At 64.3% G+C, this 13,066-nt stretch carries 11 protein-coding genes; 9 read left to right on the plus strand and 2 right to left on the minus strand.

The window, feature by feature from the left end; translation table 11 throughout:
- Positions 1-43: 43 nt before the first annotated feature.
- The gene (locus tag DY201_RS02320; protein WP_115729808.1) at positions 44-328 is read left to right on the plus strand and encodes a hypothetical protein; all 285 of its coding nucleotides are present in this window, start codon (positions 44-46) and stop codon (positions 326-328) included.
- 3 nt (positions 329-331) lie between these two features.
- Here DY201_RS02320 and DY201_RS02325 read toward each other — a convergent pair whose 3' ends face one another.
- Positions 332-1,177, minus strand: coding sequence for an aldo/keto reductase (locus DY201_RS02325; protein WP_115729809.1), 846 nt, complete (start codon positions 1,175-1,177; stop codon positions 332-334).
- A gap of 179 nt (positions 1,178-1,356) precedes the next feature.
- Between DY201_RS02325 and DY201_RS02330 the strand changes: the two genes are divergently transcribed.
- Complete coding sequence (locus DY201_RS02330; protein ID WP_245431869.1) at positions 1,357-1,683, plus strand: TonB-dependent receptor; 327 nt, start codon at positions 1,357-1,359, stop codon at positions 1,681-1,683.
- A 178-nt stretch (positions 1,684-1,861) separates the two neighbouring features.
- Here DY201_RS02330 and DY201_RS02335 read toward each other — a convergent pair whose 3' ends face one another.
- Positions 1,862-4,348 carry a heavy metal translocating P-type ATPase gene (locus DY201_RS02335; RefSeq protein ID WP_115729810.1) on the minus strand — a complete coding sequence of 829 codons (2,487 nt, stop codon included), beginning with the start codon at positions 4,346-4,348 and terminating at the stop codon, positions 1,862-1,864.
- 135 nt (positions 4,349-4,483) lie between these two features.
- Between DY201_RS02335 and DY201_RS02340 the strand changes: the two genes are divergently transcribed.
- The 7 genes from DY201_RS02340 to DY201_RS02370 all read left to right on the plus strand — a co-directional run bounded on the left by DY201_RS02340 (position 4,484) and on the right by DY201_RS02370 (position 13,044).
- Positions 4,484-5,551 (plus strand): glycosyltransferase family 10 domain-containing protein, encoded by a 1,068-nt coding sequence (locus DY201_RS02340; RefSeq protein WP_165916085.1) that lies wholly within the window; start codon positions 4,484-4,486, stop codon positions 5,549-5,551.
- 82 nt (positions 5,552-5,633) lie between these two features.
- Positions 5,634-8,429, plus strand: a complete 2,796-nt coding sequence (locus tag DY201_RS02345) for a [protein-PII] uridylyltransferase (RefSeq protein ID WP_115729811.1) — start codon at positions 5,634-5,636, stop codon at positions 8,427-8,429.
- Positions 8,430-8,475: 46 nt separating this feature from the next.
- Complete coding sequence (gene murJ / locus DY201_RS02350) at positions 8,476-10,074, plus strand: murein biosynthesis integral membrane protein MurJ (RefSeq protein WP_115729812.1); 1,599 nt, start codon at positions 8,476-8,478, stop codon at positions 10,072-10,074.
- A 137-nt stretch (positions 10,075-10,211) separates the two neighbouring features.
- Positions 10,212-10,412 carry a hypothetical protein gene (locus DY201_RS02355; protein WP_245431870.1) on the plus strand — a complete coding sequence of 67 codons (201 nt, stop codon included), beginning with the start codon at positions 10,212-10,214 and terminating at the stop codon, positions 10,410-10,412.
- A 313-nt stretch (positions 10,413-10,725) separates the two neighbouring features.
- A complete protein-coding gene (locus tag DY201_RS02360; protein ID WP_115729813.1) occupies positions 10,726-11,271 on the plus strand; it encodes a dTDP-4-dehydrorhamnose 3,5-epimerase family protein in 546 nt (181 codons plus the stop codon).
- Positions 11,264-12,187, plus strand: a complete 924-nt coding sequence (locus DY201_RS02365) for a Gfo/Idh/MocA family protein (RefSeq protein ID WP_165916086.1) — start codon at positions 11,264-11,266, stop codon at positions 12,185-12,187. The genes DY201_RS02360 and DY201_RS02365 overlap by 8 nt, the downstream gene beginning before the upstream one ends.
- Entirely contained in the window at positions 12,184-13,044 is an 861-nt protein-coding gene (locus tag DY201_RS02370) for a glycosyltransferase family 2 protein (RefSeq protein ID WP_115729815.1), read from the plus strand. Before DY201_RS02365 ends, DY201_RS02370 begins: the two co-directional genes overlap by 4 nt.
- Positions 13,045-13,066 lie beyond the last annotated feature (22 nt).

Raw genomic sequence — 13,066 nt, forward strand, 5'->3', positions numbered from 1 at the left:
CGTGCCGACATGGGGAAGCTGAAATACCAGGACTGTCGCCGGCATGGCCGTCTTTGCGACCGCTTTTGGACTTACGACGCAGGCGCATGCGTCGATCCCGCTGCTCAATGCCACTTGCCCCGGCGCGATCGAGGTCCACGCCGACGCGGGCGGGCCGGTCTACATCAACGGCAAGGAAGGCACGCTGAAGAAATTCAACAACACCTACTTCGAGATCAAGGGCGTCGGGGTGACGATCTCGCTGAGCATCAACCCTGATGGCTCGCCCAGCGTTTCCTATAGCGGCAAGGGCGGCGCCAACGGCATCTGCACCGTCAAGGCGAGCTGAGGCTCAGATCATTTCCAATGGACGCTTGCGGACCGGTGGCGGGAAAAGGCCGTCGAGCTCAGCCAGGTCGTGTGCCGTCAGTGCGATGTCGCGCGCGGCGGCGTTTTGACTGACATGTTCGAGGCGTGTCGCCTTGGGAATGGCGACGACGCCTGGTTGCGCCATGACCCAGGCGAGCGCAATCTGCGCTGCGGTCGCGTCATGGCGGACAGCGATGCCGGCGAGGCCCTTGTTGCCGGCGAGCGCGCCCTGCTCCACCGGTGAATAGGCCATGACGGGCAAGCCGCGCTCACGGCTCCATGGCAGGAGGTCGAACTCGATGCCACGCCGGGTGAGATTGTAAAGTACCTGGTTGGACTGGGCATTGCCGCCCCTGGACAGTCGGCTCATCTCTTCCATGTCATCGGCATCGAAATTGCTGACGCCCCAGTGGCGAATCTTGCCCGACTGGCGCAGCTCCTCGAAGACGGCGATGGTTTCCGACAGCGGCACGCCGCCGCGCCAGTGCAGCAGGTAGAGGTCGATCCGGTCCGTGTGCATGCGCTTGAGGCTCGCCTCGCAAGCGCGGATGACGCCATTGCGCGAAGCGTTGGACGGCAGCACCTTGGAGACGAGGAACACCTCGTCGCGGCGCCCGGCAATGGCCTCGCCCACCACCTTTTCCGCACCGCCGCTGCCATACATTTCGGCGGTGTCGATCAAGGTGACGCCAAGATCGAGCCCAAGCCGAAGTGCGGCGACCTCGTCGGCGACGCGGCTGCGGTCCTCGCCCATCATCCAGGTGCCCTGTCCGAGGGTCGGCACGGCTTCGCCCGAGGGCAGCGTCGTGGTTGCGGACGGTGAAGTCATGGCGGTCTCCTCGGTGGTTTGTGTCAGCTTACCGCACCGGGGCCCGTTGGCTACAGCGTCGACGATGCGCGTCTTTTCACGCCGCTTTGCAGGATGACGAACGATGCCGCTCAGTTACGGAAACAAAGCCGATACGTCCGTCTTCGGCAAGTGTCTCAGGCACGCTGGATGTCACGGATATGGCCGTCCGCATGCGCTTGTGGGTCGCGGCCAAGGTCACTGTCGATGTGGGAATCCGGGCGTTCGCGGAAGCGCTGGCCGTCGGCGCGACGATGAACCACATCGGCGGCAGCCGCTACGCAATCGGCTTCGGAGATACAGAAACCAAGGAAGCCTATACGCTGTTCAACGCTTGTGCCTCGTACAAGTTCAACAGGAACGGCGCGGCGTTCATGAACATCGAGAACCTGACCAACGTGGCCTACAGCCCGGCTGTGTCAGGTGAAATGGGCGAGAAGACCGGGCGTGGGCGGACCATCACCGTGGGGCTGACGACCCAGTTCTGAGGGCGCTCACCTGTCGGCGAGGAGCGGGTCGTCAGCTGCTCCTCGCCGTACTGTGCTTTTAGCATGGCCGACTTAGACCGGTGCCGTCTCAAGCAGGACGGCCACCAGCATTCCAGCCGCCATCAGGGCGAGCACGATCTTTCTCAGCATTCAAACGTCCTTTTTGATGACGAGGGCCTCAGAGCTTGATCGCCCTGAGCCGCAGCGCGTTGGCAATGACCGACACCGACGACAGGCTCATCGCGGCGGCGGCAATCATCGGCGACAGGAGCACGCCGAGGACCGGATATAGGACGCCCGCGGCCACGGGAACACCCAACACGTTGTAGACGAAGGCAAAGAACAGGTTTTCCTTGATATTTCGGATTGTGCCCCGGGCCAGCTTGCGGGCCCGGACGATGCCGCCGAGGTCGCCCTTGACCAGCGTGATGCCGGCACTTTCCATGGCGACGTCGGCGCCGGTGCCCATGGCGATGCCGACATCGGCGGCAGCAAGGGCAGGTGCGTCGTTGACGCCGTCGCCGGCCATGGCGACGCCCTGTCCCCGGGCACGCAATTCGTCGACCAGCGCCTTCTTGCTTTCCGGCAGCATGTCGGCGCGAACCTCGTCGATGCCGAGCTTTTCGGCGACGGCCCTGGCGGTGCGGGCGTTGTCGCCCGTTGCCATGATGATCCTGAGGCCGAGGTCGTGCAACTCGCGGATGGCGGCGGCAGCCGACGCCTTGATCGGATCAGCGACGGCAACGATGCCGGCCGGCTTGCCGTCGATGGCAACGAACATCGCCGTCTTGCCGTCGCCGCGCAGCGTGTCGGCGCGGGAAGCAAGTTCGGCGAGATCAAGGCCGAGATCGGCCATCATGGCGGCGTTGCCGAGCGCCACCTTGCGGCCGGAGACGGTGCCCGAAACACCCTTGCCGGTGATCGATTCGAAATCCTGCGCATCTGGAACGGTGACGCCGCGCTTGGCCGCACCGTCGACGATGGCCTCGGCGAGCGGATGCTCCGACCCTTTTTCGAGGCCGGCGGCAAGCGACAACAGGTCGTCGCTGGCTGTGCCGTCTACGGCGACCACGTCGGTCAGCTGCGGCCGGCCTTCGGTCAGCGTGCCTGTCTTGTCGACGATCAGCGTGTCGACCTTGGCAAAGCGCTCCAGCGCCTCGGCATCCTTGATCAGCACGCCGGCCTGAGCGCCACGTCCGGTGGCGGTCATGACCGACATCGGCGTCGCAAGGCCAAGCGCGCAGGGACAGGCGATGATCAGCACCGACACCGCCGAGACGGTGGCGAAGATCATGCTCGGTTCGGGGCCGAAGATTGCCCAGACGACGAAGGCAACGATGGCAATGAGCACCACCGCCGGCACGAAGTAGAACGAGACCCGGTCGGCGAGGCCCTGGATGGGCGCGCGGCTGCGCTGTGCCTTGGCAACCATGTCGACGATCTGCGACAGCACCGTGTCGGCACCGACCTTGTCGGCACGCATGATCAGCGACCCGTTCTTGTTGAGCGTACCGCCGGTGACACGTTCGCCCTCGACCTTTTCGACCGGCACCGGTTCGCCCGTGATCATCGATTCGTCGACCGAGGAGCGGCCCTCGAGCACGATGCCGTCGACAGGAACGGCGTCGCCAGGGCGGATGCGCAGGCGGTCACCGCTGACCACGTCTTCCAGCGGCACCTCGGCTTCAGAACCGTCGTCAGTTATGCGGCGCGCCGTCTTGGGCGCAAGGTCGAGAAGGGCGCGTATGGCCGAGCCGGTGCGCTCGCGCGCCCTGAGCTCCAGCACCTGGCCGAGGAAGACCAATGCGACGATGACGCTGGCCGCCTCGAAATAGACCGGAACCGAGCCGCCATGGCCGCGGAACTGGTGCGGGAACAGGTCGGGGAACAGAGTGGCGACGACCGAAAAGAGATAGGCCGCGCCGACGCCGACGGAGATCAGTGTCCACATGTTGGGGCTTCGGTTGCGGAACGAATCCAGGCCGCGATGGAAGAAGGGCAGTGCTGCCCAGAGCACGACTGGCGTTGCCAGGAAAAGCTCGAGCAATGTGGCGAGCGGCTCGCCGATCCAGTCGCGCACCGGCAAGCCGACCATCGGCCCCATCGCGATGACCAGGAGCGGAACGGAGAATGCCGCGCTGACCCAGAAGCGCCGGGTGAAATCGACGAGCTCGGGATTGGGACCGTCGTCGGCGGACGGCATCATCGGCTCCAGCGCCATGCCGCAGATCGGGCAGGAGCCGGGCTTGTCCCTGACGATCTCCGGATGCATCGGGCAGGTATATTGCGAGCCCTTGGGCGCGGGTGCCGCGGCCGGCCTGCCGGAGAGATATTTTGCCGGCTCGGCGGTGAACTTTCCCTCGCAGGACGACGAGCAGAAATAGTAGCCGGCATCTTCATGCTTGAGAAAGTGTTTGGCGGTGTCGCGGGCGACCTCCATGCCGCAGACCGGGTCATTGGCGCTCACATATGTGTCGGGCGCCGCCTGGAACTTGTCACGACACGAAGCACTGCAGAAATGAAACAGGCGGCCTTGATGTTCGAGCGACGGTTTGCCGGCTGCAGGGTCGACGGTCATGCCGCAGACGGGGTCGCGAACCACCTTTTCGGCGGCGAGTTCGCGACCGTGATGGGCATGACCGGCATGATCTTCGGTGTGTTTCATCTGAAAAAATCCAGTATATGCAGCGGTACGAGCCAGCAAGGTAGACGTTCCACCTGCTGGAAGGTCAAGGCTTCCACGGGATGGAATGCCGTCCGGCTGCGCTATGCCGGGACGGCTTACGTGAGTAGATGCAGCATGACTGAAGCAGCCGTAACCAGCACGACGTCCCTGCCCGGCCAGGTCGTGGTGAATGTCCATTGCTGCCACTTCTGGCAGGACATGCCGCCGCGCCGCGCCGTCGAAACGTATGTCGCGCCTTGGGCGCGGGCATGCGGCATCGCCATCGAATATTGCGACGAGCTTGATAAGGCCGACCTCGTGTTGATCGGGCCTTTCGCGCCCAAGAACCAGAATGTCGCCGGCACCCGCATGCCCGACGTAGCGGCCGGCGACTATGAGCGCGTCTTCCTGACGGGGGAGAACGCGACACCGCTGATGGACCATTGCGAATGGGCGCTGGCCTTCGACTACGAGGCCGATATCGGCAACGAGCGCTACATGCGCTACCCGCTTTATGTCTGGAGCAGCGGCGGCGATTCGATCCTGCACTGGCTGGCGGGACTGCCGTCCGAAACGCCTGAACAGCGCGCGGCCCGGCCGCACTTCTGCGCCTTCATCTACGGCAACAAGCGCGCCAAGCTCCGCCGCTGGCTGTTCCGGGGGCTGTCCCTCTACCGCAGGGTCGACGCGCCCGGGCGGGTGCAGCGCAATTGTGCCCCAATCGGCAACTCCCGCGACGACAAGCTGGCGTTCCTCAGGAAGAGGCGCTTCACCATCGCCTTCGAAAACAGCAGCGCGGCGGGCTACACCACCGAGAAGCTCGTCGATGCGATGCTCGCCGGCAGCGTGCCGATCTACTGGGGCAACCCGCGGGTCGCCGAAGACTTCGACGAGCGCTGCTTCATCAACTGGCATGCCCATGAGAAGCGCATCTGCGACAGACTTGCATTCGGCTGGCAGCCGCTGGCGCGGTCACATTTCATGCGCAAGTTGGCGACGCCGCTGACGCTGATTTCGGTGGCGCGGCGCACGGTCGCGGCCGACCGTAACCCGGCCCTCTTCGAGGCGTTCTTCGCGCAAAGCCCGCTGACGGAGAACTCGCGAAAATTCCTTAACGAGACGGCGATCGCCGGGCGCTGGGAAAAGATCCTGCAGGCGGCACAAGCGCGGGCCATGGCCAAGCAAGGCATTGCTGCCGGTTGAGCGGCGCCCCGATCTCGGCCATACCCATGGCAGACAATTCGCGCTATAGACGCCGCCACAAGGGCGAGGCCAGCCGAGGCAGATGAACAAAGTTCCGCTCAAACTCGAAGAGCTGATCGACGCGGACGCACTGCGCCGCGAACTGACGGCGCAGACCCGCGATGGCGACGGCACCGACCCCGCGGTGCGGGCCAAGGCGCTGCAGCTGTTCAAGGAACACATCGCCGCCGGCAAGAAGATCGCCGAGAACATGCTGATGGACGATGGCGGCGGCACCTGCTGTGCCGTGCGGATCTCGCACCTGATGGACGAGATCATCCGCGTCCTCTACGACTTCGCCGTCACCCACGTCTACCGCGCCAAGAACCCCTCCTCGGCGGAGCGCATGGCGGTGGTGGCCGTCGGCGGCTACGGCCGCGGCACGCTGGCGCCGGGCTCCGACATCGACCTGTTGTTCCTGCTGCCCTACAAGCAGACGCCATGGGGCGAGCAGATCGTCGAGTACATGCTCTACATGCTGTGGGACATGGGGCTGAAGGTCGGCCACGCCACCCGCAACATCGACGAGTGCATCCGCTTGTCGCGCAGCGACATCACCATCCGCACGGCGATTCTGGAGGCGCGCTTCATCTGGGGCGAGCAGAAGCTCTGCGACGAGCTGATCGACCGCTTCGACAAGGAGCTGGTGAAGGGCACGGGCCCCGAATACGTGCAGGCGAAACTCGCCGAGCGCGATGCCCGCCACGCCAAGGCAGGCGAAAGCCGCTATCTTGTCGAGCCCAACATCAAGGACGGCAAGGGCGGGCTGCGCGACCTGCACACGCTGTTCTGGATCGCCAAATATTACTACCGCGTGCGCACCGGCGCCGAGCTGATCAACAAGGGCGTGTTCACCGAAGGCGAATACGGCCAGTTCGTCGAGGCCGAGGATTTTCTCTGGGCGGTGCGCTGCCACATGCATTTTCTGACCGGCAAGCCGGAGGAGAGGCTGCATTTCGACATCCAGCGCGAAATCGCGCAGCGGCTCGGCTACACCACCCAGCCGGGGCTATCGGCGGTCGAGCGCTTCATGAAGGACTACTTCCTGGTGGCCAAGGAAGTCGGCGACCTGACCCGCATCTTCTGTGCGGCGCTGGAAGAGGAGCAGGCCAAGGACGCACCGGGCTTCCACGGGCTGCTGCAGGGCTTCTCCAGGCGGCGGCGAAAGCTTGCCGGCACCAGCGACTTCATCATCGACAACCAGCGCATCAACGTCGCCGACGACAAGGTGTATTCGCGCGACCCGGTCAATATGCTGCGCTTCTTCTGGTTCGCCGATCGGCACGGGCTGGAATTGCACCCCAATGCGCTCAAGCTTCTGACCCGCTCGCTCGGGCTGGTCGACAAGGGCCTGCGGCGCAACGAGGAGGCCAATCGCTATTTTCTTGAAATCCTGACCTCGGACCGCAGCCCCGAGCTCAACATGCGGCGCATGAACGAGGCCGGACTGCTCGGCCGACTGATCCCCGATTTCGGCAAGATCGTCGCGATGATGCAGTTCTCGATGTATCACCACTATACCGTCGATGAGCATCTGCTGCGCTGCATCGGCGTGCTCTCCGAGATCGAGCATGGCGACGGCGCCAAGATCCATCCACTCAGCCATTCGCTGATCGGCGGCCTGAAGAAGCAGCGCGAAGTGCTCTATGTCGCGGTGCTGCTGCACGATATCGCCAAGGGCCGGCCGGAGGACCATTCGGAGGCCGGCGGCAAGATCGCCCGCCGCATCTGCCCGCATATGGGGCTGTCGCCGACCGATACCGAAACCGTCGCCTGGCTGGTCGAGAACCACCTTGTGATGTCGATGACGGCGCAGACGCGCGACCTCAACGACCGCAAGACCATCGACGATTTCGCCGACGTGGTGCAGTCGGTCGAGCGACTGAAGCTTTTGCTGATCCTGACCGTCTGCGATATCCGCGGCGTCGGGCCCGGAGTGTGGAACGGCTGGAAGGGCCAGCTTCTGCGCACGTTGTATTACGAAACCGAGTTGCTGCTGACCGGCGGTTTTTCGGAGCTGTCGCGAGCGGAACGCACGGCGGCGGCACGCGAGATTTTGGCCGAGGCGCTGGCCGACTGGCCCGAGGCGGCGCGGCGGAAATATGTCAAGCTGCACTATGACAACTACCTGCTGACCGTCGACCTGGAAGACCAGAAGCGCCACGCCGAGTTCATCCGCGGCGCCGACGCGGCCGGCAAGCAACTGTCGACGATGGTGCGGACCCACGAATTCGAGGCGGTCACCGAGATCACCATCCTGGCGCAGGACCATCCGCGCCTGCTGTCGGTGATTGCAGGCGCCTGTGCGGCGGCCGGAGGCAACATCGTCGACGCACAGATCTTCACCACCGCCGACGGCCGGGCGCTCGACATCATCCTGATCTCGCGCGAATTCGACCGCGACGAGGACGAGCGGCGACGCGCCGAGCGTGTCGGCCAGCTGATCGAGGACGTGCTGTCTGGCCGGGCCTGGCTGCCGGAGATGATCGCCAAGCGGGCCAAGCCGAAGCGCGGCCAGAAGACCTTCCGCATCCAGCCGCGCGCCGAAATCCGCAATGCACTATCGAACCGTTTTTCGGTGATCGAGGTCGAGGGCCTCGACCGCCCAGGCTTCCTGTCGGAGATCACCGGCGCGCTGTCCGACCTGTCGCTCGACATCGCTTCGGCGCACATCACGACTTTCGGCGAGAAGGTGATCGACACATTCTACGTCACCGACCTGACCGGCCAGAAGATCGACAACCCGACACGGCTCGAAAACATCCGCAGCCGGCTGATCGCGACCCTTGAGGGCGCAACCGCCGAGCGGACCAAGGCCAGGGCTGCGGCCGCCGAATGACGCCAGCCATGATCCCGCCCACATCCGCAAGGCATCGTCGCGCGCCATGTCATTGATCAAGAAATTTGCGACCGTTGCCTCGGGCACGCTGATGAGCCGGGTGCTGGGCTTTGCGCGCGAGATGCTGATGGCGGCAGCGCTAGGTACCGGGCCGGTGGCCGACGCCTTCTATGCGGCGTTCCAGTTTCCCAACACCTTCCGCCGGCTGTTTGCCGAAGGCGCATTCAACGCGGCCTTCGTGCCGTTGTTCGCCAAGGAGATCGAGGCCAATGGCGTCGAGGGTGCCAAGCGCTTTTCGGAGGAAGTGTTCGGCGTGCTGTTTTCGGCACTTCTGGTACTGACGATCGCCATGGAACTGGCGATGCCGCTGATCGTGCGCTTCGTCGTGGCACCGGGTTTCGCCGACAATCACGAGAAATACGACCTGACGGTGGCGCTAGCCACCATCATGTTCCCCTATCTGATCTGCATGTCGCTGGCAGCGATGATGAGCGGCATGCTGAATTCGCTGCGCCGCTATTTCGCCGCGGCGATCGCCCCGGTGTTCCTCAACATCATCCTCGTCGGCGTGCTGGGCAATGCCTGGTATCGCGGCCATGACGGACTGACGGTCGGCTATGCGCTCGCCTGGGGCGTGCTGGCGGCAGGTCTCGTGCAGTTGATCATCGTCTGGATTGCGGTGCGCCATGCCGGCATATCGATCGGCTTCCGCCGACCGAAGCTGACGCCCAACGTCAAGCGGCTGCTGTGGCTGGCGTTGCCCGCCGCGATCACCGGCGGCATCACCCAGATCAACACCTTGATCGGCACGGCCATCGCCTCTGGCCAAGACAGTGCCGTGTCGTCGCTGAACCTTGCCGACCGGGTCTACCAGTTGCCGCTCGGCGTCGTCGGCGTTGCTGTCGCCATCGTGCTCTTGCCGGAGCTGTCGCGGGCGCTGAAGTCGGGCAACAAGGTCGAGGCGGCCAACCTGCAGAACCGTTCGGTCGAGTTCACGCTGTTCCTGACACTGCCGGCAGCCGCAGCCCTGATGGTCATCTCAGAGCCGATCGTGCGCGTGCTCTACGAGCGCGGCGCCTTCGCTGCCTCAAACAGCACGCCGGTCGTGGCATCGATCCTCGCCATCTTCGGCCTCGGCCTGCCGGCCTTCGTGCTGATCAAGGCGTTCACCCCAGGCTTCTTCGCCCGCGAGGACACCCGCACGCCGATGTATTTCGCTGCCATTTCGGTCGCCGTGAATATCTCGGTCGCGCTGACGCTGTTTCCGTCCTGGGGCGCCCCCGGCATTGCCGCGGCATCCGCCGTCGCCGGCTGGGTCAATGCGGCGATGCTGCTCGGCACGCTTGTCTGGCGTGGCCAGTGGGACCGCGACGCAGCGCTGATGAAGCGGATTCCGCGTCTTGTCGTCGCCTCCGCCGTCATGGCCGGCGGACTGTGGTTCGCCACAGGCCAGGCCGATCAATGGCTTGGGTCGGCGGCTCCGGTCTACACCCAGGCAGTGGCGCTCGCCGTGCTGGTGACGGGCGCGATGATCGTCTATTTCGGGGTTGTCTTCGGCATCGGCGGCGCGGATGCCGGCATGATCCGGCGCAACATCAGGCGCAATCGCGCCACCGCCAGCCCCACCGCGGTCGAACCCGACTGACGATTTGCCGTGCCGTCTTGGCCGATTTCTTAAGCTTTCGCGGGCGATACGTTCTGTGGATGCAATATTGACATGTGAACGACTTCGGCCGTGCATAGTGTGCAGTGACATGGGGCTTGGGCCCGATGCAACAAGGCATGAGGCTTCACTATATCGACTGGCTGCGGGTCTCAGCCTTTGCCATCCTGATCCTGTATCATTCTTCCGTCGCCTTCTTCCCCGATCTTTCCTGGCTGGTCAGCAGCCCGGAGCGTAGTCCCGAGCTGTCTCTGGTGATGATGTTTCCGCGTGTCTGGCGGCTGCCCCTGCTGTTCTTCGTCTCCGGCATGGGCACCTGATGCAGGTTTGTCGGCCTGCCGGGCAGGAAGAAGGCGCAACCGGCACCAGCAACGAGGCGCAGTGTCGTGACGCAGACACCTGACCTCGACCCATGGCGGATGCTTGAAGCGCGAGCGACGGAAAAGAGGCCTACAGCCGGGGCCGGGAACTGGCCAAAGGTCTCGGTGCTTTCGGTACCGGATCTCGCATCTCCACAGCGGCTGTCCAATTCAGCATTGCCTTCTGCGGCGACCGGACGGATACAGGCGCTGGCAGCCGCCAAGCGCGGCAGGGGATGACAAGGCCTGCGCCAGGCGCAGGGGGGAGTATTCGATGATGAGACTGCCGCTTGGATGTGTTGTTCGCGACCTGACGACCCACAATGACGATCGCGGGAACCTGACCGAAATCTTCCGTCAGGAATGGGACGCCGGCATCGAGCCCGTGCAGTGGAACTTCGTGCGCAGCCAAGCCAACGTGCTGCGCGGCGTGCATGTTCACGTGGTCCACTCCGACTATCTGGTCTGCCTCGAAGGCACGCTGGTGCTCGCGCTTTCGGACATACGGCCTGAATCGCCGACGCATGGCATGGCAACGACGGTGACGCTCAAGGGGTCGCAGATGCAGGCAGCGCTGATTCCGCCCGGCGTCGCCCATGGCTTCTATTTTCCGGAGGTTTCCAGCCTTTGCTATTCGGTGTCGCATTACTGGAACACGGTGGACGAGATCGGCTGCCGCTGGGACGATCCGGCGCTCGATCTAGACTGGCAGGTTCGCGATCCCGCGCTTTCGCCGCGCGACACGACGCCGGGCAGCGCCGCCGAAATGACGCGTCAGTACCTCACCGTGCGTGAGCAAATGAGGGCTGACCGTGATTGATACGCCGCATGTCGGGCTGATCGGCTGCGGCGGCTGGGGCAAGCTGATCCTGCGCGACCTGAAGGCGCTAGGTACTCGGGTGACATGCGTGGCACCAAGCGAGAAGTCACGTGCCAACGCCGTGGCCAACGGCGCCGACCTCATCGTCTCAACGCTGGATGAATTGCCGCAGGTCGAAGGTGCCGTCGTCGCCACCCCGAGCGACAGCCATGGCGACGTGTTGCTTAGCCTTCTGCCGCGGAACATTCCGCTGTTCGTCGAAAAGCCGCTGACATCCGACCGTGTGACCGCCCAGTTGCTCGCCCGGACGGCACCGGACCGCATCTTCGTCATGGACAAGTGGCGCTACCACGCCGGCATCGAACGCATCGCCCAATATGCAAGAAGCGGTGAGATCGGCGACGTTCTGGGACTCAGGCTGTACCGGCTCGGCTGGTCAATGACCCACAACGAGGTCGACCCGATCTGGAACCTGCTGCCACACGATCTGTCGATCTGCCTGCATGTTCTAGGAGACGTGCCGCCGGTGACAACGGCGTTCGCCGACGGGCTTGGGCCGGCGTCCAGTGGCCTCGTCGCCATGCTCGAGCGCGACGGCGGACCGCGCGTGGTGATCGAAACCTCGGCGCATCACCCAGTCAACCGGCGGTCGGTGATCCTGGCATGCACCGACGGCACGGTCACGCTGAACGGCAGCCTCGACGAACATCTGATCTTGCGCCAGGGAAGCCCGGACAATCTGAACGCGCCGGAGATCAAGGTGCCCTTTCGAAACTATATGCCGCTCGAGGCGGAACTCGCAGCCTTCCTGCGCCATCTCAGCGGCGGGCCAGCGCCGATGAGCTCGGTCACCGAAGGCGCCCTGATCGTCGAGCGCGTCTGTGACATCAGGCGCATGGCGGGGCTACCCGAGTGAGCAGGAAGCCTTTCGCCACCGTGCTGATGCCGACGCACAACCATGCGCATCTGATCGGCTATTCGATACGCAGCATCCAGGATCAGAACTTCTCCGATTTCGAGCTGTTCGTGGTCGGCGACGGCGCTTCGGCAGAGACACGCGACGTCGTCAAGGCGCTGGCCCGGAACGACCCGCGCATCCGCTATTTCGATTTTCCCAAAGGCCAGCGTCACGGCGAGGCTCACAGGCACGCCGCCCTGCAGGAAGCGCGCGGTGAGATCGTCGCCTATTGCGGCGATGACGACCTCTGGCTGCGCGGACATCTGGCCAGCATGGCCAAACTGCTGAAGCAGTACGACTTCGGCCATATGGTGCAGATCAACGTACATAGCAGAAACGAGTTCGTGGTCTATGGCGGCAGTTTCGCCGAGCCCGGCTGTTGGCAAAAGGTGCGGGATGGCCAGAAGGCCTTCTTCGGCCTGACCGTCGGCGGCCACCGCATGAGCGCCTACCGCGCCCTTCCGGTAGGCTGGAGCCCGGCACCGCCGGAGAGCTATACTGACCAGTTCATGTGGCGGAAATTCTTGCGCCAGCCGGGCTTGCGCTTTGGATCGGGGCTGGAAGCCACTTCGATCCATATCGCTTCGCCGGCACGCACCGACTGGAAGCCCGAGGAACGCGTCACCGAGCTCAAGGAGCTATTCGAACGGCGCGACAGCGCCGAACTGCGGGCCGCGCTCGAACAGGCGATCCGCACGGCCCATGATGGATGGACATCGCCCAACGATCCAATGCTGGCGCGCCTCGCCGGTCGGGCCAAGCTGCTCGGCCTGCATATTGAAAACCTGATTCGAAGCTGGCGCCGACCCTCTTGATAGCAAAGGCGCCATCGTTCAT

Origin of the sequence: Aminobacter aminovorans, from assembly GCF_900445235.1 — a bacterium.
Taxonomy (GTDB): domain Bacteria; phylum Pseudomonadota; class Alphaproteobacteria; order Rhizobiales; family Rhizobiaceae; genus Aminobacter; species Aminobacter aminovorans.